The 21,727-nt window shown below is 60.6% G+C and carries 22 protein-coding genes, 3 pseudogenes and 1 other annotated feature; of the genes and pseudogenes, 9 read left to right on the top strand and 16 right to left on the bottom strand.

The annotated features are described in order from the left end of the window. Positions 1-4: 4 nt before the first annotated feature. The 8 genes from trbF to trbB are packed head-to-tail and all read right to left on the bottom strand — an operon-like array spanning position 5 to position 7,316. Complete coding sequence (trbF, locus tag NKJ23_RS04210; RefSeq protein ID WP_352576715.1) at positions 5-691, bottom strand: conjugal transfer protein TrbF; 687 nt, start codon at positions 689-691, stop codon at positions 5-7. Next, entirely contained in the window at positions 688-2,058 is a 1,371-nt protein-coding gene (gene trbL / locus NKJ23_RS04205) for a P-type conjugative transfer protein TrbL (protein ID WP_352678399.1), read from the bottom strand. The genes trbF and trbL overlap by 4 nt, the downstream gene beginning before the upstream one ends. Beyond that, complete coding sequence (gene trbK-alt, locus NKJ23_RS04200; protein WP_352678397.1) at positions 2,055-2,423, bottom strand: putative entry exclusion protein TrbK-alt; 369 nt, start codon at positions 2,421-2,423, stop codon at positions 2,055-2,057. Before trbK-alt ends, trbL begins: the two co-directional genes overlap by 4 nt. A 12-nt stretch (positions 2,424-2,435) precedes the next feature. Next, positions 2,436-3,185 carry a P-type conjugative transfer protein TrbJ gene (gene trbJ, locus NKJ23_RS04195; RefSeq protein WP_502900265.1) on the bottom strand — a complete coding sequence of 250 codons (750 nt, stop codon included), beginning with the start codon at positions 3,183-3,185 and terminating at the stop codon, positions 2,436-2,438. Further along, positions 3,182-5,689 carry a conjugal transfer protein TrbE gene (trbE, locus tag NKJ23_RS04190; protein ID WP_352678395.1) on the bottom strand — a complete coding sequence of 836 codons (2,508 nt, stop codon included), beginning with the start codon at positions 5,687-5,689 and terminating at the stop codon, positions 3,182-3,184. Before trbE ends, trbJ begins: the two co-directional genes overlap by 4 nt. Before the next feature lie 9 nt (positions 5,690-5,698). Next, positions 5,699-5,962, bottom strand: a complete 264-nt coding sequence (locus NKJ23_RS04185; protein ID WP_023679160.1) for a VirB3 family type IV secretion system protein — start codon at positions 5,960-5,962, stop codon at positions 5,699-5,701. After that, a complete protein-coding gene (locus tag NKJ23_RS04180; protein WP_352624541.1) occupies positions 5,962-6,303 on the bottom strand; it encodes a TrbC/VirB2 family type IV secretion system protein in 342 nt (113 codons plus the stop codon). The genes NKJ23_RS04185 and NKJ23_RS04180 overlap by 1 nt, the downstream gene beginning before the upstream one ends. Then, positions 6,300-7,316, bottom strand: coding sequence for a P-type conjugative transfer ATPase TrbB (gene trbB / locus NKJ23_RS04175; protein WP_352678393.1), 1,017 nt, complete (start codon positions 7,314-7,316; stop codon positions 6,300-6,302). The genes NKJ23_RS04180 and trbB overlap by 4 nt, the downstream gene beginning before the upstream one ends. Positions 7,317-7,803: 487 nt before the next feature. Here trbB and NKJ23_RS04170 point away from each other — a divergent pair. Together NKJ23_RS04170 and NKJ23_RS04165 are read left to right on the top strand one after the other, a co-directional pair. After that, positions 7,804-8,113 (top strand): annotated as a pseudogene (locus tag NKJ23_RS04170) (type II toxin-antitoxin system VapB family antitoxin). Beyond that, positions 8,113-8,499 (top strand): type II toxin-antitoxin system VapC family toxin, encoded by a 387-nt coding sequence (locus tag NKJ23_RS04165; RefSeq protein WP_352678391.1) that lies wholly within the window; start codon positions 8,113-8,115, stop codon positions 8,497-8,499. The pseudogene NKJ23_RS04170 and the gene NKJ23_RS04165 overlap by 1 nt, the downstream one beginning before the upstream one ends. A gap of 226 nt (positions 8,500-8,725) precedes the next feature. Here NKJ23_RS04165 and NKJ23_RS04160 read toward each other — a convergent pair whose 3' ends face one another. Beyond that, on the bottom strand, positions 8,726-9,781 hold the full coding sequence (locus tag NKJ23_RS04160) for a GSU2403 family nucleotidyltransferase fold protein (RefSeq protein ID WP_352678389.1): 1,056 nt from the start codon (positions 9,779-9,781) through the stop codon (positions 8,726-8,728). A 334-nt stretch (positions 9,782-10,115) separates the two neighbouring features. Further along, complete coding sequence (locus tag NKJ23_RS04155; protein ID WP_352678387.1) at positions 10,116-10,238, bottom strand: hypothetical protein; 123 nt, start codon at positions 10,236-10,238, stop codon at positions 10,116-10,118. A gap of 268 nt (positions 10,239-10,506) precedes the next feature. Here NKJ23_RS04155 and NKJ23_RS04150 point away from each other — a divergent pair, with 268 nt between their 5' ends. After that, positions 10,507-11,409, top strand: a complete 903-nt coding sequence (locus tag NKJ23_RS04150) for a hypothetical protein (protein WP_352678719.1) — start codon at positions 10,507-10,509, stop codon at positions 11,407-11,409. A 520-nt stretch (positions 11,410-11,929) separates the two neighbouring features. After that, the gene (locus NKJ23_RS04145) at positions 11,930-12,235 is read left to right on the top strand and encodes a hypothetical protein (protein ID WP_352635113.1); all 306 of its coding nucleotides are present in this window, start codon (positions 11,930-11,932) and stop codon (positions 12,233-12,235) included. Between the two features lie 770 nt (positions 12,236-13,005). Here NKJ23_RS04145 and NKJ23_RS04140 read toward each other — a convergent pair. The 3 genes from NKJ23_RS04140 to NKJ23_RS04130 form a co-directional block, all read right to left on the bottom strand. Beyond that, entirely contained in the window at positions 13,006-13,182 is a 177-nt protein-coding gene (locus NKJ23_RS04140) for a hypothetical protein (RefSeq protein ID WP_352635435.1), read from the bottom strand. Between the two features lie 245 nt (positions 13,183-13,427). Then, on the bottom strand, positions 13,428-13,862 hold the full coding sequence (locus tag NKJ23_RS04135) for a CopG family transcriptional regulator (protein WP_352572211.1): 435 nt from the start codon (positions 13,860-13,862) through the stop codon (positions 13,428-13,430). A 4-nt stretch (positions 13,863-13,866) separates the two neighbouring features. After that, positions 13,867-15,864, bottom strand: a complete 1,998-nt coding sequence (locus tag NKJ23_RS04130) for a conjugal transfer protein TraG (protein WP_352678384.1) — start codon at positions 15,862-15,864, stop codon at positions 13,867-13,869. Positions 15,865-16,352: 488 nt separating this feature from the next. Here NKJ23_RS04130 and NKJ23_RS04125 point away from each other — a divergent pair, with 488 nt between their 5' ends. Next, positions 16,353-16,643, top strand: coding sequence for a type II toxin-antitoxin system VapB family antitoxin (locus NKJ23_RS04125; RefSeq protein WP_502902174.1), 291 nt, complete (start codon positions 16,353-16,355; stop codon positions 16,641-16,643). 19 nt (positions 16,644-16,662) lie between these two features. Here the strand turns inward: NKJ23_RS04125 and NKJ23_RS04120 are convergent, their stop codons facing one another. Both NKJ23_RS04120 and NKJ23_RS04115 read right to left on the bottom strand, forming a co-directional pair. After that, positions 16,663-16,920: a hypothetical protein gene (locus NKJ23_RS04120; RefSeq protein ID WP_352452180.1), complete on the bottom strand. Its 258-nt coding sequence runs from the start codon at positions 16,918-16,920 to the stop codon at positions 16,663-16,665. 233 nt (positions 16,921-17,153) lie between these two features. Further along, positions 17,154-17,453, bottom strand: coding sequence for a DUF1236 domain-containing protein (locus NKJ23_RS04115; protein ID WP_023679192.1), 300 nt, complete (start codon positions 17,451-17,453; stop codon positions 17,154-17,156). Positions 17,454-17,947: 494 nt separating this feature from the next. Between NKJ23_RS04115 and NKJ23_RS04110 the strand changes: the two genes are divergently transcribed. Next, the gene (locus NKJ23_RS04110; RefSeq protein WP_352635126.1) at positions 17,948-18,274 is read left to right on the top strand and encodes a hypothetical protein; all 327 of its coding nucleotides are present in this window, start codon (positions 17,948-17,950) and stop codon (positions 18,272-18,274) included. Positions 18,275-18,473: 199 nt separating this feature from the next. Then, positions 18,474-18,681 (top strand): annotated as a pseudogene (locus NKJ23_RS04105) (IS66 family transposase); the annotation flags it as partial. Between the two features lie 383 nt (positions 18,682-19,064). Here the strand turns inward: NKJ23_RS04105 and NKJ23_RS04100 are convergent. Continuing rightward, a complete protein-coding gene (locus tag NKJ23_RS04100; protein WP_352678382.1) occupies positions 19,065-19,616 on the bottom strand; it encodes a hypothetical protein in 552 nt (183 codons plus the stop codon). Positions 19,617-19,731: 115 nt separating this feature from the next. Here NKJ23_RS04100 and NKJ23_RS04095 point away from each other — a divergent pair. Further along, positions 19,732-20,265: pseudogene (locus tag NKJ23_RS04095) on the top strand (IS3 family transposase); the annotation flags it as partial. Then, positions 19,885-19,999: a sequence feature (AL1L pseudoknot), on the top strand. (Overlaps the previous pseudogene by 115 nt.) A gap of 409 nt (positions 20,266-20,674) precedes the next feature. Continuing rightward, positions 20,675-20,920, top strand: coding sequence for a DUF6074 family protein (locus NKJ23_RS04090; RefSeq protein WP_084641544.1), 246 nt, complete (start codon positions 20,675-20,677; stop codon positions 20,918-20,920). The last annotated feature ends 807 nt before the right edge of the window (positions 20,921-21,727 follow it).

The following is a 21,727-nucleotide window of genomic DNA, read 5'->3' as shown; positions in this document are numbered from 1 at the left end:
GACATCATGAAAGCTCCTTCGACCAGTTGATGGCATTGACGTAGACGCCGAGCGGATTGGCTTTCAGCCGGTCGGCGTCGCGGGTTGGCTGGATCACGACTGTGAGGATTGCGGTCCAGCGCTCGGTGCCGGCCAAGGTGCCGTTCTCGTAGCGGCGCTCGATCCAGGCGACGCGGAAGGAATCCGGCGAAGCACGGATGACGCTGGAAACCTCGATGGCCATCTGGAGTTTGCCCACTTTGGCAAAAGGGTCGTTCAAGCGAGCATAATCATTGAGGGAAATGGCGCCCCGGTCTGTGGTGTAGTCGTAGGCGCGCAGCCAGTTTTGGCGGACGATGACCGGGTCGGCCGGAATGCTTCTGACCTCTTCGATGAAGCGGGCCAGATGCCAGGCGATCTGCGGATCAGTCGGCCGATAGTCGGCAACGGCCGGAGCGACAACCTGCGCTTCGCCGAACTTGTCGACTTCCACCACCCAGGGAACCACTGAGCCGCGCGTCGACTGCCAGACCAATGCGGATGCAAAACCGCCGGCCAGGACGAGAGAGCCGAAGGCCATCAGCCGCCAATTTTTCGCCTGGACGCGAGCCGAGCCGATGCGCTCGTCCCAAATCTGGGCTGCACGCTGATATGGCGTCTCGGGGTGAGGCGTTTTTGCGTAACGAACAAAAGGGCGTCTTAAGGGGGTCATCGGCGATCGTCCTGATCGAGGGAAACATTCATCGAGCCGCCCCCATCATCACTTGAGTGGACCGAATGGGCGGCGATACTGGCGCCGTGGCTCATGGCCTGGCTGCGCTTCATGCGTTTTGCCCATGCGGGCGGGGCGTCGGAACTGGTTTCGGAGGTCGACCAGTCACCGGAGGAAGCCGTTCCCGACGATCGTTCTCCACTCGTCGCAGCCCAAGCTGCCAAGCGGCCGGCCTCGTAGCTATCGGACAGAGCTGAAGCGGCGCGCGACATTGCTTGCTTGACGGGTTGAACGGCAGCGCTGGCACCAGCCTTTGCGACACCCGCCATGCCGGCGGCGACTGAGCCTGCACCACCTCTTCCAGACGTGGCTGCGCCAAGTTCCCAGGCGGCCGAAGTGCTGCCGGCCAGGTGCGCGCCGCCGCGTGCGGCTGCTGCCGACATACGCCCGCCTGCACTGAGCCCGCCTGCTGCGCCGCTCGATCCGGCGCGGGCACCCATAGCGCCGGCCACGCCAAGGCCGCCAGCGACCAGGCTCGTGCCAACAGCGGCACCTGCGCCCAGTTGCGGGGCACCGGAGACCAGCCCCGTCGCAATGCCGGGACCGAAGATCGACAATCCCATCAGCGACAGAGCGCCCAGGACAAGCGACAGCGCATCCGTGATTGTGGGCTGTTCGGCGCCGAAGCCTTGGGTGAACTCGCCGAACAGGCCCGAGCCGATGCCGACGATGACGGCAAGGACCAGGATCTTCACGCCGGAGGCAACGATGTTGCCGAGCACTTTTTCGGCAAGGAAGGCGGTCCGGTTGAACAGCGCAAAGGGGAGCAGCACAAACCCGGCAAGCGTCGTCAGCTTGAATTCGACCAGCGTGACGAAGATCTGGACGGCCAGAAGAAAGAACGCAATCAGTACGATCGCCCAGGCGATCATAAGCACTGCGATCTGGACGAAATTCTCGAAGAACGAGACGTAGCCCATCAGTTGGCTGGCGGCTTCGAGGATCGGATTGCCGGCATCGATGCCGACTTGTGCGACGCGGCCCGGCTGCAGCAATGCCGAGCCTGAAAGTGCCGAGCCTCCAGCCTTCAGGCCGAGCCCGGAAAAGCTCTCGAAGACGATGCCGGCCAGACTATTGAAGTTGCCGATGATGAAGGCAAAGAAGCCGATATAGAGCGTCTTCTTCACCAGTCGGTGCAGCACGTCTTCATCAGCACCCCATGCCCAGAACAGGCCGGCCAGTGTGATGTCGATCACAATCAGGGTCGAAGTGAGAAACGCAACTTCCCCACCGAGCAGACCAAAGCCGGAATCGATGTAGCGAGTGAAAGTCTCGAGGAAGCGGTCGATGACGCCGGTGTCGTTCATGGCGCCACCGTTTCGGGATAGGGCCGGTCGTCCGCGAAAGGCGGCGTTGGCGGTTGGAGCGGCGGCAGCCGGGTCGGGTCCTTTTCGGTCGGCGGAGCCACGTTTGGCATGATCGGGCGGGATGGCCGCAGGAAGCGTCGGCGGCCTTCCGCCCAGGCTTTCCTGCAGGCGTCGTCATCGATCGCCGCCATGCCGATGTCCCGGCATCGGGCAAGCTCGACGCTTGCCGGCTCGCCGCCCGAATATGCGGAGCGCGGGGAGGACGCGTCCTGCGAGCCGCCGCCGCGCAGCGCCATGGAGGCGGCGGTCATGGCGGCGCCAAGGGCAAGAACGGCTGTTATCCGGGCGGCGATCTTGAGATCCATGCGGTCTTCGCCTCAGTCGTGGAACATTTTTACGGATGACGCACTGTAGCTGCTGCCCGTCATGAAACGGCTGAACTGTTCCCGCGCCTGCTCCTGTGCGGCCGCCCTTCTCGCTTGCTCAAGAGCCTCGGCTCGTCCTTGTGCGGCCAGCATCGCAGTGAGATCGGCAACTTGCTTGGCTTGCACGGCGAGGAGCTGGTTGCCGGCTTGCGTCGCCTGCAGCACGCCGACAGCCGACTGGCTGGCGCTGACCAGCGCACTCGTCTGCTCCTGTGTCTCTGCGATGTTGTCTACTGCGACGGCGCCGGTCTTCAGCGAATGCTCGAAGGCAGACACCGAGGTCTGCCAGCGCTGACGCGCACCCTCGACAAGCTGCTGGCTGGAGAGATCCGAACCGAAATTCGTGTAAGTGGAGGCAAACTGGCTCTCGATATCCTGGACGCTATAGGCCAGCTTCTCGGCTTCGCCGAGCAAGCTCTTCATCTCGGAAAAATTGCCCTCGATCTGGCCAAGCAGCGAGGTTGGCAGCGAAGTGAGATTCTTCGCCTGGTTGATCAGCATCTGCGCTTCGTTTTGCAGCGAGGTGATCTGGTTGTGGATCTGCTCCAGCGCACGCGATGCCGAAAGCAGGTTCTCGGCGTAGTTCTTTGGGTCGAACACGATCAGTGCCGATGCTGGTGCCGATGATAGCGCCGTCGCGACGACGATTGCGCCGGCTGCCGCCATGCGACGGATACGGCGACCTGCAAGAACGGAATTCATGAGGGAAGCTCCTTTGTGGATCGGTCGATCACGTTGGTGAGACCTGGGATGAGGTCGGCCGCCCAGGAGAGACCGCGCTCCGCTAGCCAGGCCTCGAGGAAATGCTCTCGGCCGGCCTCGGCGATTGTCCGGTCGATCGCGGCCTGGTCTGATTTGGACGATGTGGCGCAGAGCGCCAGCGCGATCGGACCGAGTCCCAGTTCGAACAGACGGTTGCCGCGGCGGCTTTGACAGTAATAGTCGCGCTTCGGTATCGCCCGGGCGATGATCTCGATCTGACGATCGTTGAGACCAAAGCGTCGATAGATCTCGGCGATCTGCGGCTCGATAGCGCGCTCGTTCGGCAAGAACAGCCGCGTTGGGCAGCTTTCGACGATTGCCGGCGCGATTGGCGATCCGGCGATGTCCGAAAGCGACTGCGTGGCGAAGACCACGCTGGCGTTCTTCTTTCTCAGCGTCTTCAGCCATTCGCGCAGCTGGTCGGCGAAACCGCCATCGTCGAGCGCCAGCCAGCCCTCGTCGATGAGCAGCAGTGTCGGCCGGCCGTCCATCCTCTGCTCGATGCGGTGGAAAAGATAGGCGAGCACGGCGGGCGCTGCACCTGTGCCGATCAGGCCTTCGGTTTCGAACGCCTGGACCGAAGCCTCGCCCAGCCGCTCGTGTTCGGCATCGAGCAGGCCGCCATAAGGGCCACCGATGCAGTAGGGAAGGAGCGCCTGCTTCAGCGGCGAAGATTGCAGCAATACGGACAGGCCAGTCAGCGTCCGTTCGTGGACGGGCGCAGAAGCCAGCGACGTCAGCGCCGACCACAGATGTTCCTTGACCTGCGGCGTGATGGGCACGCCTTCGCGCAGTAGAATGTCGAAAAGCCAGTCGGCCGCCCAGGCCCGCTCCGGCGTATGATGGATGCGAGCAAGCGGCTGCAGCGACACGGTGTCAACGTCGTCCGACAGATCGGTCAAAGTGAGCAAGGGCAACGGATCGTCAGACCCTTGCCCGCTTGCGGTATCGCTTCCGAGATTGTGCCAGTCACCATTCATGGCGAGTATGGCCGCGCGGATTGAGCCGCCGAAATCAAAGGCAAAGACCTGGCTGTTTTCGTAGCGCCGGAACTGCAGCGCGATCATCGCCAACAGGACCGACTTGCCAGCGCCCGTCGGGCCGATGACGAGGGTGTGGCCGACGTCGCCGACATGCAGGCTGAACCGGAACGGTGTGGCGCCCTCCGTTCTGGCGAAGAACAGCGGCGGCGCTCCAAGATGCTCGTTCTCGATCGGACCTGCCCAGACCGCGGAGAGCGGAATCGTGTGCGCGAGGTTGAGCGTGGAAAGCGGCGGCTGGCGAATATTGGCATAGACATGGCCAGGAATACCGCCCAGCCAAGCTTCGACAGCGTTGACGCCTTCGGCGATACAGGTGAAGTCCCTGCCCTGAATGATCTTTTCGACCAGACGCAGCTTTTCGTCGGCGATCGACGGATCGGCATCCCAGACCGAAACGGTGGCGGTGACGTAGGCTTCGCCGATCTGGTCAGAGCCCAGGTCCTGGAGCGCCGCGTCCGCATCGGCCGCCTTGTTGGCGGCGTCCGTGTCGACGAGAACGGATGCCTCGTTGGTCATCACCTCTTTGAGGATCGCGGCGACGGATTTCCGCTTCGCGAACCACTGACGGCGTATCTTCGTCACCAACTTGGTCGCGTCGGTCTTGTCCAGCATGATCGCCCGCGTCGACCAGCGGTAGGGGAAGGCAAGGCGATTAAGATCGTCGAGAATCCCCGGGAAGGTCATCGTCGGAAACCCGGTGATGGTGAGTGTGCGCAGATGCGCATCGCCAAGCCTCGGCTCTAACCCGCCGGCCAACGGCTGATCGACAAGCAGAGCATCGAGATGCATCGGCGTTTCTGGCACGCGAACGCGATGCCGCTTGGTCGAAATGGTTGAGTGTAAGTAACTCAGCGTCTCTCCGTCATCGAGCCAGTCAGCTTCGGGAACGAAGCCCTCGATGAGGTTGAGCACGCGGTCGGTGCGGTCGACAAAAATCTTCAGGAGCTCCCAAGGATCGACGCCGGTCCTTTCCCGGCCTTCGTAGAGCCAACTCTCCATGCGCGACGCTTCCTCGGCCGGAGGCAGCCACACTAAGGTGAGGAAGTAGCTGCTTTCAAACAGCACACCGGAGTCTTCGAACTGTTCGCGACGCTCGATGTCGAGAAGTGCGGATGCGCAATCCGGGAACCGGCTGTCTGGGTAGCCGCTGGCAGGATTGCGCTGGGCTTCGACAAAAAGTGCCCAGCCGGAGCCGAGCCGGCGCAGCGCGCCGTTGAGCCGCGCGGTCGTGCCGACGAGCTCCGCCGGCGTGGCGGAGTCCAGATCCGGCCCGCGAAAACGCGCCATCCGTTGAAAACTGCCGTCCTTGTTGAGCACCACGCCCGGCGCTACCAGGGCAGCCCACGGCAGATAATCGACGAGGCCGGCACTCTTCTTTCGGTATTCCGCGAGGTTCATCATGGCGAAACCTCAACATCCGAAATGCGTGGGATAGCGCAGGTGGCGGCGAACCACATCGACGAATTGCGCATCGCGCTTTGCCGCCCAGACGGCCACGAGATGTCCGACCGCCCAGATGATGAGCCCCGCGATCCACAAGCGAAGCCCCAATCCAATCGCGCCGGCGAGCGTGCCGTTTGCGATGGCGACCGCACGCGGCGCGCCGCCGAGCAGGATCGGTTCGGTGAGCGCGCGATGCACCGGCGCGAAAAAGCCACGGATCTCCTCATCCATCAGATCAGAGCTCCGCCACCGAAGGAGAAAAAGGACAGAAAGAACGAACTTGCCGCGAAAGCGATCGACAGCCCGAAGACGATCTGGATCAGCCGGCGAAATCCGCCTGACGTGTCGCCGAAGGCGAGCGACAAACCGGTGATGATGATGATGATCACCGCCACGATCTTGGCGACTGGCCCCTCGATTGACTCAAGGATTTGCTGAAGCGGCTCCTCCCAGGGCATGGAGGAACCGGCAGCATGGGCGGGCGCAATCGTAATGATCGCGGCGGTCGCCGCATACGACAGCTCCACGGCAAGTTTGCGGATAGCCGATGAATTGAAGCGGATCTGGGTCATTCTGAAGCTCCATAGGGAGAGTGGCGATTCACGGTCGTTGTGGTCTCGAAATTTGCTTCCAGGGTGCGGTAGTCGCCGGTGGCCGGATCGAGCCCGTCGACCAGGGCGATCTCGACGAGCCGGCGCGCTGAGCCGCGGCCAGCGAGAACTGCGATGAGATCTATGGTTTCGCCAATCAGTGCGCGCGGAACCGTAATGACCACCTCCTGCACGAGCTGCTCCAGTCGCCGCAGTGCGCCAATGGCAGAATTGGCGTGGATGGTGCCGATGCCGCCGGGATGGCCAGTGCCCCAGGCCTTCAACAGATCGAGCGCTTCCGCACCGCGTACCTCGCCGATCGGAATGCGATCGGGCCGAAGGCGTAACGACGACTTCACCAGATCGGAAAGCGAGGCGACACCGTCCTTGGTGCGCAGCGCCACAAGATTGGGCGCAGCACACTGCAGCTCTCGCGTATCCTCGATCAGCACGACGCGGTCGGCGGTTTTAGCGACCTCCGCCAGCAACGCGTTCACGAGCGTGGTCTTGCCCGTCGACGTGCCGCCGGCCACCAGCACGTTCTTGCGTGTCTTCACGGCAAGCTGCAGGACGCCAGCCTGGGCTTCGGTCATGATGCCGGCGGCGACATAGTCTTGAAGCGTGAACACCGCGACTGCCGGCTTGCGGATGGCGAAGGTTGGCGCCGTGACAACAGGCGGCAACAGACCCTCGAACCGTTCGCCGGTCCCGGGCAGTTCGGCCGAAACGCGCGGCGAGCCCGAATGCACCTCCGCACCGACATGGTGCGCGACCAGCCTGACGATCCGTTCGCCGTCGGCCGCGATCAGTATTTCATTGCTTGCAACGAGTCCTTCGCTGAGACGATCAACCCACAGGCGACCGTCGGGATTGAGCATCACCTCGACAATGGCTGGATCGTCAAGGAAGTCTGCGATGGCCGGGCCGAGGGCGGTTCGCAGCATGCGCGTGCCGCGCGACACCGCTCCCTTGCTGGCATGATGGTTGGTCGCCATGCGGGGTCCCCGTTTCTCGCCACGAACTGATTCGTGGCGCGGTCGGGGATCATTAGAAAAGGCAGGAGCGCGGGCCTTGCAACAAGCAAAACCGGCGATCGTGGAATGACGTGCAGAGACTTGCGAAATGCGGTGCGTCGACCGCGATAGCTCAGCAACCCGGTGCCCGACTGGCTATCTCCGCTCCAGCAGAACAGCCGGCTGTATCTAGGGCCGCAAGCGAAGCCCGATTGGGAAGTCATTATTGGCAGCGACGTTCCAAGGATCGGCTCGACGTGCATGTTTTGCCGTCCGGCGAGGCGTTCTCGGTGGGTATGACCATGCCGGGGTGGAGGCTCTGGTTCGGCGATTGGCAGCCCTTTCGCCGGCCGTTGTCGGATTGGAGTCGACAGGCAGCTTCGAGAGACTGGCGGTCGCCGCCTTGGCAGGCAACGGCCTGGCAATTGTCATGATCAATCCGGCGCGGGTGTAGGCGAGGCTAGCAGGTATGTTGAAGAGCCTAGAGAACTATGGTGGAAATTGCCAGAAAGGTAGATTTTTGGAGTTTCTCGTGTCCCTGAATATCAAAAATCCGGCCACCGTTGCTCTCGCCGATGAACTCGCACGCCGCCAGGGTATCAGTAAGACAGCAGCAATCCATCAAGCGCTTGCATCGCTTGGGCTTTGGAGAGACCGCTCAGGAGCGTCTGCTGGCAGAATTGCGCGCCATCCGAGAAAGAGTGGCACGATTGCCTGAACTGGATGCTCGCAGCGACGAGGAGATCATCGGGTATGACGAGCATGGAATCCCTAACTGATGGTGATCGATACCTCAGCTGTTGTAGCGATCCTTCGGAGCGAGCCTGAGGCAGCAAGGCTGGAACGAGCGCTGGTCTCCGACCCAATCCGACTGGTCCCGGCAACCGGGGTGCCCGAGGCACGCATGGTGCTGGTCAGCAGGCGCGGCGAACACGCATTGGCCGAGATCGATCTTTGGCTGCGCAAAATCGAGGCCGACATCATTCCTGTCGACTCCGAATTGGTTGATCTGGCGACCCAGGCTTGGCTGACCTACGGCAAAGGCCACCACCCGGCGGCGCTGAATTTTGCCGATTTCCTGTCCTATGCTTTGGCAAAGCGTGCAGACGAACCGCTGCTTTTCATCGGCAAAGACTTCTTCCAAACGAATATCGAACCGGCATGAGCACGAGACTCTAGGATCACCGGCTGTCTCCAGCTTGAACCCTGTAATAGCGCCAATTAGTTTCGATCCTGTCGGCTGGGCCTGCATCAAGGGGTGTCGTGCCAATTGGTCCCAAAGCAGAGCAAGCTGGCGTCTTTCGTCCCTCCGATCTGGCGCTGCTGGGCCGCGTCTTCGATCGGTTGGAAGTTGAGGGCCAATCCAGCCGGCAAACATGTTGCTCAGACATTCACGGCCGCGACGCTGGTTGTGCGAACAAATGATGGGCCTCGTCGAAAACGGCCCTTGGGAGGACCCGAAGCTCGCTTGCTTCGTAGGGGAGATGCTCGAGATACTGCGACGTCAGCCGGGCAACCACTTGCGCTTGGGCCAGGTCGCGACGGCGCTTGATTGGCTCGCGATCAGCTCGTTTTGAGACCCAGAATTTGTGAGCGGCAAAAATACGCGGATCGGGTGCCACGAGCCGTAACGGTCCGCCTTTTTCATCGATGGCGATTGCTTCGAAAGCAGGGGCATTTTCCAACCATGCCAGGCCGGCGATCTCGGCGGCCACCAATTCGTCGTCAGCCTTCCCGATAGTTCCCCGGCTCGGCTTCCACGCCGGGTTTGCGAGCGGTTTGATCAGATCGACGAGATATCCGTCGCGGTTCACCGCGCGGAATGTGGCGGATGAACGCTCGAAAGACCGATCGACCTTGCGCAAAAGGTTGATGAGCGCTCCATCTTCGACGTTGGCGCCAGACATGATCCTGAGGGACTGGCGGGAGTCCATGAGGAGATCGATATCTTGCGTCGATGTGATTCCGGGATCCACGAACACTCCGGCCGCCGCCTCATAGGCGTAGATCGCATTCGTGCCTGCAATACGAATGCCTTCCCCGAGAAGACCGGCGTTATCGATTGCTCTGATAATTCTTGCGGCGATCAGGGGAACACGCCCAAGCCGGAGCGCGCGATTGACAGCAGATTGGCGCTCCATCTGCTCCTGTCGCGCAGAGAGCGTTTCTTGGGCGGACGCGCGAGCTGCTTCCCAATCCGCCTTAACAGCTTCGCTCGCCGGCGAGCGCCGACCCTCTGCCTTTTGGTGTCGTACGCCAGCGGCGTCGTAGTAGCTTCGCATCAAATGGTCGATGCCGTTCACGGTGTGCCAGACGAGGGATCCCCGAAAGCTCTTCGCCTTCCTTTGGGCCTCTTGGAGCGCAATGAAACGTTGGTCGGAATTGACTTTTTCCCGACGCTGATCGTTATTTAATTCAACAAAATCAATCAATTCAACAGTTACCATACGTTTAGCTCAGAGCTGTTGCAAGGCACAATAGGCGGCGGAGCGCCCGATTGCAACAGCTCTCACGTGATTCCACTGCGACTGTTGAAGTAACTGTATTAATTAAAAAATATGACGACGGAGCGGCTTTTCTACGGCAGCGCAGTCGAAGCAAAAGCGCCGCTCGAACGCGGCCTTCGCTGGTTTTATTCGATCCCCAGACCGGGCCGGTGCAAACGGTCTGAGAAAGCTACCAATATGGCGATGGTGGTCATTCGTCACCTCAAGCCGATCCGCTCGGTTTGCAACTCCGCGGATGTCGTGACAAAGCTCCCTTCCCCCGGCTTGCAAGTGCTTAGCTGTCGTCCTTATAAGACTTGGCGGCATTATCGATCTTACGCCAGTCGTTTCCGTCGCGCCGCACAAGCTCCCGCGCCTGGGCTGGCGATACACTTTGCGTTTCGACGAAGTGGTTCACTTCCGTCTCCTCGCTTTCAGGGGACGCGAACGAGGGCTCGTTGGCCGTCTGGCAATTGGGTTTTTGCATCTAGTCTGGGCATGAATGGACCTCTCCTGGAGCAAAATAAACGGTCCGGCGCGGCGAAGCTTTCCCACGCTAGCATTCAGCAGTTTCACCGATCGCCTCATTGGCTGCCCCTAGCGGCTCTGACCATACGTTCTGGTGCTCTTGGACCCAAATGAACTGCACCGCGTTGTTTGCGAGCAGTGCTGTGCTTCGCAATCTGATGGAAAAATCCGACGCCCCTGCTGCACCGCAGCCAGCTCCTGGAGCCGAAGCGCGCTTTCCGTACGATCGCGCGGCGGTTGAGCGGTTTCGACAGGCATTTCCGCGCGCCAGGTGGAGTTACGAGCGCAAAAGCTGGTTCGTGCCGGGAAAGACTGCCGCGCGGCGCATCCTGCGCTGGCAGGCGCAAGAGGCGGATCTACGAGTAGCACATGATGACAGCAAGGGACGGGATGCCTTCGCCTTCGATCCCCTGTCGAGCCGGTATCTGGAAGTCGCGGACGACCTACGAATCCGCACGCCATATTCGCGGACGGTTCTTGAGGAATTGCGAGCCGTTCCATGGGCGAGCTGGGACGACGAACTGCGGGCCTGGAGGGTGCCTTTCCGCTCATACGAGGAGTTGAGGCGCCATTGGCCAAGCATCGAAAGGGCCGCAGGCCGCGCAGAACCGGAGGAGCGGAAACGGCGACGGGAAGCATCCAAAGACTCCGAGGAATATAAAGCCGCTAGATTGCGGTATGCCGAACGCAGGCGACGTCGCTATCCACTGCCCCCTGACGATTTACCCCGGCTTGGCCGTGCCGTGGCGACGGAGCAATACGGCATCGTGGTCTTCACCGAGATTTCGGGTGAACTCGTCGACGCCTCGGAGTTAGCAGCGTTCTATCCGCATTTGATCGAGGCGAACGTCGACCATGTCTGGGGCAGATGGCGTCCGGCGACGTTGGCTGAATTGATTAGAACATGGCCCGCTCGGCGTGCTGCCGAGTTAGCGGAACGGCAACGAGGCTGGTGGCAACCACCGCTGCCCGAACTCAGGATAGCTCGCCAAAAAGCTCGAAGCCTGGCCCGAAGAAGGGCAAGGCTTGGGCCGCTTCCAGCGTCTGTCCGGTTGCTCTAGTGTTGAAATGTCAACCGATCGGAACCTTCCATGTGCAGCAATTGCGAACAACATATGAGCTGGCTGAACATTGCCGGATGATGGCGTCGCTGGCCTTGAAGATCGGGACGCATGAAACCGAACTTGACCTGCCGTAGGCGCGCGACACCCGCATCAATGATCTGGCTCCAATAACCCGCGTGGCAGCTGAAGCCAGCGTCGGCGTTCTTCGAATTTACCGGACGAAGTACCCGAAGGCGAAGGATCCATTTTCGCTCCACGCTCCGCGTTCATGGCCATCGCCGACCGAGAGGAAGTTCGCCGCTCCGCTAAACGGGCCTGGGCGCGCCAAGGTCATCGCTGAATGTAAAGCCATTTCTGCAGAATTTGACGCACACAAGGCCGATCCGAGGCCAACTGGGAGTGCATACCAGCTTGGAATTGTGCGGAACCGTACGAAGTCGATTGCAAGCAACCAACCTGGTTGGCCGGGCATTAATTTAGCAAAGCGTCAATTAGGGAAAGCATCGGGAGGAAGACCATGCTGCACGTTAACATGCCTCGCGAATTTGAAGTTGGCGATGAGGTCTCACTAGCAGGTACTGTCATCACGATTCTCCCCAGCGGCCGCGCCAGGGTGAGCATTCCCTCGTATGACCATCCTTATACGATTGATCCGCCACCCAAAGTCCGGGCCGGAGACCGAGTGGTTCTTGTTGGGGACGTCACCCGCATCGATCGCGGGGCGAACAAACTCACTGTGCGGATTGACTGCGGCGGGGTGATCACGGTCGACAAGTCGGCGATCACTCGGCTGAGAAAGCACCGCCGGACTTCAGCGGGTTGACGCTCCGGCGATACAACGGCCGGTGTCGGCGTAGGGAAGGTGCCAACGCCTTTGAACAGCCCAAGGGTGCGGCGCGGTCCAGCCGGATATGGAGCGGACGAACGGATAAATGGGAGCTCGACAGCTAGGGCACGCGTCCAGCGTAGTGCGTCCCTGGCGTCTTCGGATTACTGGTGAAGCAAGTCGCAACCGCGCCTCACCTGCCGTCCAGCGTTCGGATTCGCGATCGTCGCTCTCGGCAACAGGCGGCGCGCCCGTCCAGGACGTGTCGCACGTGTGCGCTGTGGAAGGAGACGCCCAGCACATTCGGGTGAAGGCAGCGCGGGCATCGCGATCGATCGTAACCTTTCTCTGCAACGAGCGCCTGATCGCCGGTCAGCAGTTTCAATCGCGATGGGCTCCGGCTCGTACCCATTATGGAGATCACATGTTCGTCCCGGGCCCCGATGCCGGCAATAGGTCTGCTTCGGAGCGTCGCGACGGAACTGGGCGACATGGTTGCGGTGGAGTAAGCGCCCTCCCCTGGGTTAACAACCCGGTCGGTGACGGCCGCGACCGCATCGACAACAACCGCAACGGCAATCAAGTCGTCGCTGAAAGGCCGCAAGGTATCTGTCACGATATAGCGTGCCGGCGAAGCTCCGCCCTTGCGACGGGGATTCGTTGTAAGCCGATCAGACGGCAACGCCGGGCCAGATGAGCGAGAACTTACCCTCGGTGTGGGTCTCGACCAGGCTCGACGTTCGTCGAGGGTCGTCGGTAACTGCCGACTATGAGTCAAGGTCGCAGGGCTCGTGGCCCAGCTCGTTGTGATGAAGCGCCTCTGCCATACACCTGATGTCGAACGCCTGACCGCACGCCGGGCAGACGACGAAATACTCCTCCTCCCGAAGTGGCGATGCATCGTGGTCTTGGGGGATGACGATGTCATTGTATTCGTCGGGCATTGGGTCCTCCGGCAACGCCGCCCGCCATGCTGGAACGCCTGCCGACAGGATTTGTTTCAAAGTTACTGCGCCTAAGAAGAAGCCCTGGGCATCGATTGTGGCCCGATGTCCGGTTTCGCTGGCAATAACCCTTGCCGAGGCCCGACGCTCCGATGAACGGTGATCTGATGGGCATCAGCTGCGCAAAATAGCTCCGAAATCGGGCACTGGGGTTGGGCTGTTGAAGCGCCTGTCTTGCCGGCAGCTCATCCAGTCGCTGGCGGCGCTGGCGGGACATCGTCGGCTATTTCTTGCCTCAGCCTTGGTCCTTTGCTGAGCCGGCGACCGAGCGCATCGACGAAATTGTCATAACGCTGCAAACCCTTCGCGCGGGCTTCGGCCTGAGCGGATTCCGGCAAGGCTGGGGTCGAGTTGAGCCAAAACCGGACGAACAATGCTAGCGTCTCAATAGCAATTCCGACGTCACGCTCGACACGCTGCACGCGTCGATCGATCTGGTCGAGGCGGCGAGTTATCGCCGCTTGCTTCCGCTCTTCGGCATCCGGCGACAGAAACGATGCGAGCGCAGCCTCGGCGACCAGTGACAGCGAGACCTCGCGCCGCCCAGCGTAATCGGCCAGTCCGTTCATCACGTCAGGATCAAGATAGGCAGACAGACGTTTTTTCTTCGCGTTCTTCATGGGCTCAAAGCTCCATGCCATCACTGGGGTCAAGAGCGGCCTGACGTGCTGCGCGCCTCATAGCCTGATCGACACCACGACGGCGCATGGCGTCATCGTCGGGCTCGTCCCGGTCAAGATCGAACTCATCGTCGCGCTGTGTTGTTCGCTCCGGTGCGATGTCCTCGTGTTCGGGAAGCTCGGGCTGGCGGCGGATGCCGCCATTGGCCGGATCGTCGTCCTGCTGATCCGTGACGGACCTCGCTTCTTGAGAATTGCCCTCCTGCTTCATGAGAACCGTCGTTCCGGTCCAGTCGTCAGAGCGTTCGGCTTTCAAGCTCTCTCCGGCTTTCGGTGGCGGCAGGACACGCTCGGCAAGCCGCTGATCGGCGAAGTAGCGTGCCTTCTTCGCTCGGATTGGGAACTGGCCCGAGATCATGACGATTGCGTCGGTGGGCGGCAGCTGCATGATCTCGCCCGGCGTCATCAGAGCGCGCGCCGTTTCCTGCCGCGACACCATCAGATGCCCGAGCCAGGGCGACAATCTGTGGCCGGCATAGTTTTTCATGGCGCGCAACTCGGTCGCGGTCCCCAAAGAGTCTGAGACGCGCTTGGCTGTCCGCTCGTCATTGGTGGCGAAGCTTACCCGTACGTGACAATTGTCAAGGATGGAATTGTTCGGTCCGTAGGCCTTCTCGATCTGATTGAGTGATTGTGCGATCAGGAACGACTTGATGCCATAGCCGGCCATGAAGGCCAGCGCGCTTTCGAAGAAATCAAGCCGGCCGAGCGCCGGGAACTCGTCGAGCATCATCAACAGACGCTGTCGATGATCCTTCGCATGGAGATCTTCCGTCAGTCGGCGGCCGATCTGGTTAAGCACGAGGCGGATTAGCGGCTTTGTGCGGCTGATATCCGATGGCGGCACGACCAAATAGAGGGTCGTCGGCCGTTTCTCCTCGACAAGGTCGGCGATCCGCCAGTGGCAACATGACGTCACCTTGGCCACAACCGGATCGCGGTAGAGGCCCAGAAAACTCATGGCCGTCGAGAGCACGCCGGAGCGCTCGTTTTCGGATTTGTTGAGCAGTTCTCGGGCAGCCGACGCGACGACCGGGTGCGGGCCGGCATCGCCCAAATGCCGGGTCAGCATCATGGCGCGCAACGTCGTCTCGATTGGCATCTGTGGATCGGAGAGGAAGTTCGCCACGCCGGCAAGGGTCTTGTCTTTCTCCGCATAGAGCACATGCAGTATGGCGCCGACCAGCAGCGCATGGCTGGTCTTCTCCCAGTGGTTGCGGCGTTCCAATGTGCCTTCCGGGTCGACCAGGACATCTGCCACGTTCTGCACATCTCGAACTTCCCGCTCGCCTCGTCGCACCTCCAGCAGAGGGTTATAGGCCGCGGATGCGGCATTGGTCGGATCGAACAGAAGCACCCGGCCGAAATGTGTGCGCCATCCGGCCGTCAGTTCCCAGTTTTCGCCTTTGATGTCGTGGACAATTGCCGAACCCGGCCAGGTCATCAGCGACGGCACGACCAGGCCAACACCCTTGCCGCTTCGGGTCGGCGCAAAACACAGCACGTGTTCGGGACCGTCATGGCGTAGATAGTCGTGGTCGAGCTTGCCGAGCACCACGCCATCATGACCGATTATGCCTGCGGCTCTGATTTCGTCTCGCGTCGCCCAGCGTGCCGAGCCATAGGTCGCGGAGTCCTTTGCCTCGCGCGCGCGCCATACCGACATCCCGATCGCGGTGGCGATCGCCATCAGGCTGCCGCTTGCCGCAATCGCCGCGCCCTCAACAAAGACCTTCGGCGCGTAGGCGTCATAGAAAAACCACCACCAGAAGAATGCCGGCGGGGGATAAATGGGCTGTCCCGCCAGTTCGAACCAGGACGGACCGAGTTGGCTCTGAAAGCCGAGCCGCCATGCCGTCCATTGTGTCGCTGCCCATGTTGTCACGAGGACGAACCCAAGGGTGGTGAGGACCTGTCCCCACAAAATCTTGGATGCCGGCACTTGTCGTTTCTCCGATCTGAATAACCCGAACAACGAAGAAAGACCGAGTGTCGAGATATGCAAGGGGAAGGAGTTGTCAAAAGCGGCAGGACGTACTGTGAGATAGAAAGACTTACAGAATTCGGTCGGGGACCTTCTTTGGAAAGTATTTCACTTGGGCAGAGAGATCAGAGTCGGGTCGTTGCCATTGCGCCACCATGGAACAATCGTGACTGTTCTCATTCTGGTGGTCGTGAAGGAGACCAACTAAATCGCAGATCTGCACAACTATCCCACTTGCGCCTCGAATGGGAAAGGGGTCCGACACCTGGCACATGGAACGTCCGGCCCAGAGCCGCTCGATCTCTTGTGCCCGATCGCACTGTCTGCCGACGACCTGATCACGTGCAGCCGCGCATAAGATCCGCAAATTGCAAGATGATCGCGGCTGCGGTGGCTATTTGTCGACGAAAGCCGGCTGCAGGACCGTCGCTGGTTCTCAATGGAGACTGCCGCAACCGCGCCAAAGCGCGACGTTATCGGGAACGAATCCGTGCGTTGGGTTTAGCTCCGCTTCGCAGCGCGCGCTGGAGGAGCGCCTACGTCGATTCGGATCCGACGCTCGCAAGCCGGCAATGCTGGAAGACCTAGCTGCCAGCCGCCGGCGCTGGGCCGCCCTGCCCGTGCTCGATGCTCGCAGCGCCGACGAGATCATGGGGGCGCGGCCAGCAAGGACGCTTAGTGCGCAATCGATAGGACCTCCTCGCAACCCCGTTTGGACATGGACTTGGAATAGTTGAAAAACGCTCTCGACAGCCGTTATTTGGACTGGCGCGCGGCAGCGATGGCCTGCAAGAGATTAATGCTGCTCATGTCAGGTTGACTGGATGCGGCAACAGCCAGTGCTGCGGCATCGGCCATTTTCGCGACGTCGTCGCTGCTGATGGTTCCGCGCTTTTCCAGCAGGTTTAAAAGTTCGACAACGAGAATGAAGGCGTTCACGCCATACCGTTCGGCTCTGAGCTCGAATTCGCCCCGCGCCAGTTCCTCCGAGTCTCCCTCGACCCTTTTGTCCATGATTTGATCGCCTCCCGCGGCAAAGCTATCATAAATTAACAACGTGTTCTAACCCGCCTTCATCTGGAAAAACCCGCCGTGCCCATCAGCACGGCGGGTTGATCAAGCGTTGCCCAAGGCCTGGTGCTGGCAGATCTATAGATCGATTGCCGCCCGACAGCCTATCAAACACGCTTCGTCCCCGCGCCGCCTAACTTGGTAACGGCGGGCTTCTCCTCCCCAAATCGTTCAGGTCACTGGATGACTTTGACGATCTTGCGTGTGCCTGGATCAACGACAACGGTCCGATTGTCGACGACGACGTAGCGGTATTTGACGTTCGGGACCTCATGAAGCTCGACTGTGTCGGGCAGGGTTGAGCCGATATTGAGCTCCACTCCAGGAATTTTCACCGAAGCGAGTGGCTGCTTTTTCACATATTCCTTAATCACCGTCTCCTGTTCCGGGTCGATCACCACGTCCTGAGCGGCGGCAGCACCGACACCAGCCAGCAGCAGAAATCCCGCGGCTGCGGTGGAAAGACGCATTCTCATAGCTATCTCCTTGTGAGCTCTCTTGCACTGGACGCGAAACTTTGCGCCAAAGCTCCCCCAAACATGAAGCTTGTGCAGACGTTCCTCACTGAGCCTTCGGTCTAGCCGTGCGTAGGACCAAAGTCTTCGCTGCAGTGCGCAATAGCCCCGCACATGCAGCCACCCGGAACTGTGTCTGTTCGTACTCGGCGTCGCTCAACGGAGGAGCCTATGGAGAACAGTGTCCACCAAGCTCGCTGGCTGCTTGCACCGGTTTTCGCCGTCTCCATCACCTTCTTGGTGATAGGAATGGTTGCCAGCTGATGCTCGCTAGCCAGAAATGACGCTCCAACAGCCCCGAATTTGTATCTGCGCAGAAAAGTCCCTTCCTGCGCTGATAGGATCCGCCCGCCATTCCTCGATAGGCGGACGGATCCTCATTTCCCAGCTGCGTCGGATGTCGAGTGAGGGGGAACGGAAATGGACGAGAACAAAAGCAATCGAGACTTGTTCACTTGTTCGACCGAGGCCGCCTGTCGGTCGATGCGCGTTATGAGGTGGAACATTTCGCGCGGGAAAATGGCGTGTGGCCGAGCCAGGTCAGCAAGCTGATCAAAAAGAACGGCAACGACCGTCTGACCCTCACCAAGGCAGTGAAGAGCTGCGCGATCGGCATTGAAAAACCCGCCGCACTCTACAGCACGACGGGTCGATCGAGCGTTGCGCCGAGCACGGGCGTGGGCGCTGGGGTGGGCTGTGCCCGGTGCGGCCCGATCGTAACAAACGATACGTGCGCGGCTGCTTGGCGTCTACCAACCGCCAGTTGGGGACAATTTTCGTAGCCGGTTGGGGCGGACAATCATTGCAAATGTCCTCCTTTTACATACCGTTCACTCGTTCATCCCGACGGGCGCTAATTTTGATCACCAGTGACGGCCTTTCTGAAGCATGGGGGTTCCAAAAATCCCTTTCAACAGGCCGGTTTATACCCGTCCGATCCAGAGCTTCGCCAACGCGTTTTCGACCAGGTTTGGAGTGACGAGGTCGGCAGACGAACGCCGTGCGTCGCCAGGAAAGGAGCCGCGCTATTGTCGCCGATCTCGAACCTTGGCTGCGCGAGAAGCTCGACCTGATCAGCCACAAGACAAAGCTCGCCGAGACGATCCGCTACACTCTCACGCGCTGGGAAGGCCTCTCGCGCTTCCTCGACGACGGTCGCATCGAGATTGACAGTAACACCGTCGAGCGGGACCGAACAATCGACGCCCGCCTGCAGCAGCTCCATGGCAGCGCTGTGCCTCAAAACATGGGGCGCCGAAGCGTTCGAAACGCAACCGGAAGGTGCCCATTGGTCCAAGCATGGTGTCGTCAGCAGCGTGAGAGTGGCGATATCCGTGTATGACAGCAGAGTTGAAGGCACGGTCAAACACTAAAAGCCGACGCGGTGTGGGCAAATTGGACGTCCATTGCCGCAGCAATTTCGGTCATGATGGGAGCAATTATGGCCGGGGCTATCTTTGCCTCTCCCCCTTCCCCTGGCCTCCAGAACCTGCGAAACTTCGCCATGCGGGCAACATATCACCATGGCGACAAATAAAAACCCCGACCGGAGCCAGACGGCTGTTCTGAGGCCTACCGCTTAACGCACATCCGCGGTTCCGCTGTGCCGCAGATTTCACCTATGCCGCAATCGAGATCGCGACTGCAGGGCGGCGGCATCTGCGGCGGCTCCAGCACGATGAAGGGCGTCATCACCTTTTCGCCGGGCGCAACCAGCTGCGGTGCTGCCGCTCCGGCGGGGCCAAGCGACCGGATATAGCGGTAGAGCGAGCGCACGTCGGTTTCGTCCATCTTGCGGAGATTGTACCAGGGCATTGGCGGCGCTGCGTCGAAAAAGCGGGCAATGCGCACGAACTCATCTTCGCCGTCGTCTGCCACCATGAGCCGCAGGTTGGCCGGATAGCTCGTCCCCCATGGACCCTGGAAACCGATGTTGCTGCCCTTGAGCGCCTTCTCCGGGTCGATCTTCCCGCCGCTTTCCCGATAACCCATGGTGTGACAGTCGTGGCAGCCGCCGGTAATCGAGACGTAGAGGCCGCGTTCGACCGAAGGTTCCTCGGCGCGGGCCGGGATGTGGGCGAGCGAGAAAAGCACGGCACTGCACAGCAAAACGATCGTGCGCATGGCATCCCCCGAAGCAAATGCGGAAGAGAGACTATCAAGCCTAGCATCACCCGGGCAAATGAAAAACCCCGGCCGGGGCCGGGGTTCTGAGTGAAACGTGCCGGCTCGTTATCTCACGCCAGCCGCACTGGATGGCTGGCTGAAGCGGATGGAGGTGGACAGCGGCCAACGTGCAGGGGTTCCCCACCGAGATGACGGCGCGGATGAAGGCTCTGGAGCGGGAGAACCGGGAGCTTCGGCACGCCAATGAGATCCTGCGGAAAGCAGCCGCTTATTTTGCCAAGGGGGAGCTCGACCGCCCGTTCAAAATGATCGCCTTCATTGATGATCATCGTGGCGACTACGGGATCGAGCCAATCTGCAGGGTTCTGCCGATTGCCCCGTCCACCTATCACGCGCGTGCGGCACAAACCACGATCCTTCCCGCCTGTCATTGCGGGCGAAACGGGATTTAGCTCTGAAGCCGGAGATCACAAGAGTGTTTGCAGAGAACTTCGCCGTCTATGGCGTGCGCAAGGTGTGGCGGCAATTGAAGCGCGAAGGCTTCGATGTGGCCCGCTGTACCATTGAACGATTGCGGGAGACCGGGCTGAACGGCGCCATCCGCGGCAGGCCGTTCAGAACCACGATCAGCGACAAGGCCGCGCCGGTGACGTCGTGATCGGGCCGACTGGTGCGGTCAAGGTCATGGTGGCGACGAGCCAGTCGACTTCCGGAATGCCGTCGCGCAGCAGCGACGATCAAATCCTATTGTGACGACATCGGCTATTCCGGAACGCCAGCCAATGACACCGGCTCTGACGACGTCGTCTTCGATCTGGAATCGATTGGGAGCATTGTCGAGATTTTTCCGGCCCTGAAGAGCGGAGATCGGCCAATGTCCGCTCTTACCCATTCCTGCCCGACAGTTTGCGCCCAAGCCATCGCGCTCATTGGCTAATCGCGGCACCGTTCACCGCCCGCACAGAACTCTTACTACTACCAAAAAGAATACGCCGTTAACCAGATTTTCTAACCCGCCAATGCTTAATCGCGAGACTGAATGGGTGAGGTGATCGGTGTCAAACATAAGGGCGTTTCCGCTGTATCGGCGGCGGAAGTTGGTCGAGGGAGTTGCCCGCGTGCTGGAATCCAAGAACGGGGAGGAGGCGAATGCGTTCTGGCGCAGCACCGCCAAGACAATTCTCGTTCAGTTGTCCGAATCAGGAATTGCACCCGGGCGCGCCGAACAGGAAATTGGAACGCTTCTTCATGCGGTCTTACGCGAGATAGCCAGCCGGAGTGCTGCGAAACGCACACACTAGCGTCGACTCACGACGAATGATTGCCGCTTGCAGACTCGACTAGGCTTCGCACATGTTACTGCACTGCTCCCGTCGAATGCCAGGTTTCTCACCCCTCATTGCAATATGCGCAGCCGAACTGGCTCGGCCAAGCCGGTTTCGGCAAAAGGCAGGCAGCTAGCGCGGCTCCCGCCCAAAAAGCCGGTTTCGAATATTTCATTGTTTACTCCAGCTGGCACGTGCCCGGTGGCAGCCAGCTGGAAACCTGGCGGAGCCAACCAATTGAGATCGTGAAACACTCCACTTACGCCAATGGTTACGCTCGCTGCCTATCGCCGCGCTGGCCCTAATCACCGTCCGTCGCGGTCTATAATGGGTCGGCTGGCTGCTCCGCGTCGCAATGCTGAATGCCGGAGGACTGGCGCGGCCATGGACGGGCAAGCGCAGGTTCCCGATGCGATGTTTGGTGAATCCGGTTTGCTGGGCTTGCATTCCATGGTGGCTCTATCGGCTGGAATAAGCTTCTGGCGGGCAGTGTCCGTTCGAATGATGCTTTTGCGTTGCCTTGAGCGCAAGTTTTTGGCCAGCCAGCCAGCGCCTCCTCTTAAGCATGCTGCTGGTCAAGGCCCAGCGGCCTCTAGCTGCTAGTCCCCCCTCAACCAAGCCGCTGGGCCATACCCGCTAGAGCGAAGCGTGCTGTCTCGCACATTAGCAATCCCTTGCTTAAGGCCGTGCACGCTCCAGACTCGTTTCATGAAGCGGGGAATTGGAATTGGTGACGTGGTCGCAATCACCGCGACTGATCAGCGATCCGCCAAATTGGCGGCA

The organism is Mesorhizobium sp. M0184, from assembly GCF_040322215.1.
In the GTDB taxonomy this organism is placed as follows: Bacteria; Pseudomonadota; Alphaproteobacteria; order Rhizobiales; family Rhizobiaceae; genus Mesorhizobium.
Note: the sequence above shows the minus strand (reverse complement) of the source record. Positions and strands in the feature narration are given on the sequence as shown.

Bases quoted from the DNA above. Each gene is read 5' to 3' on its own strand.
- trbF (WP_352576715.1), bottom strand. From the start codon at position 691: ATGACCCCCTTAAGACGCCCTTTTGTTCGTTACGCAAAAACGCCTCAC.
- trbL (WP_352678399.1), bottom strand. From the start codon at position 2,058: ATGAACGACACCGGCGTCATCGACCGCTTCCTCGAGACTTTCACTCGC.
- trbK-alt (WP_352678397.1), bottom strand. From the start codon at position 2,423: ATGGATCTCAAGATCGCCGCCCGGATAACAGCCGTTCTTGCCCTTGGC.
- trbJ (WP_502900265.1), bottom strand. From the start codon at position 3,185: ATGAATTCCGTTCTTGCAGGTCGCCGTATCCGTCGCATGGCGGCAGCC.
- trbE (WP_352678395.1), bottom strand. From the start codon at position 5,689: ATGATGAACCTCGCGGAATACCGAAAGAAGAGTGCCGGCCTCGTCGAT.
- NKJ23_RS04185 (WP_023679160.1), bottom strand. From the start codon at position 5,962: ATGGATGAGGAGATCCGTGGCTTTTTCGCGCCGGTGCATCGCGCGCTC.
- NKJ23_RS04180 (WP_352624541.1), bottom strand. From the start codon at position 6,303: ATGACCCAGATCCGCTTCAATTCATCGGCTATCCGCAAACTTGCCGTG.
- trbB (WP_352678393.1), bottom strand. From the start codon at position 7,316: ATGGCGACCAACCATCATGCCAGCAAGGGAGCGGTGTCGCGCGGCACG.
- NKJ23_RS04165 (WP_352678391.1), top strand. From the start codon at position 8,113: ATGGTGATCGATACCTCAGCTGTTGTAGCGATCCTTCGGAGCGAGCCT.
- NKJ23_RS04160 (WP_352678389.1), bottom strand. From the start codon at position 9,781: ATGGTAACTGTTGAATTGATTGATTTTGTTGAATTAAATAACGATCAG.
- NKJ23_RS04150 (WP_352678719.1), top strand. From the start codon at position 10,507: ATGGAAAAATCCGACGCCCCTGCTGCACCGCAGCCAGCTCCTGGAGCC.
- NKJ23_RS04145 (WP_352635113.1), top strand. From the start codon at position 11,930: ATGCTGCACGTTAACATGCCTCGCGAATTTGAAGTTGGCGATGAGGTC.
- NKJ23_RS04140 (WP_352635435.1), bottom strand. From the start codon at position 13,182: ATGCCCGACGAATACAATGACATCGTCATCCCCCAAGACCACGATGCA.
- NKJ23_RS04135 (WP_352572211.1), bottom strand. From the start codon at position 13,862: ATGAAGAACGCGAAGAAAAAACGTCTGTCTGCCTATCTTGATCCTGAC.
- NKJ23_RS04120 (WP_352452180.1), bottom strand. From the start codon at position 16,920: ATGGACAAAAGGGTCGAGGGAGACTCGGAGGAACTGGCGCGGGGCGAA.
- NKJ23_RS04115 (WP_023679192.1), bottom strand. From the start codon at position 17,453: ATGAGAATGCGTCTTTCCACCGCAGCCGCGGGATTTCTGCTGCTGGCT.
- NKJ23_RS04100 (WP_352678382.1), bottom strand. From the start codon at position 19,616: ATGCGCACGATCGTTTTGCTGTGCAGTGCCGTGCTTTTCTCGCTCGCC.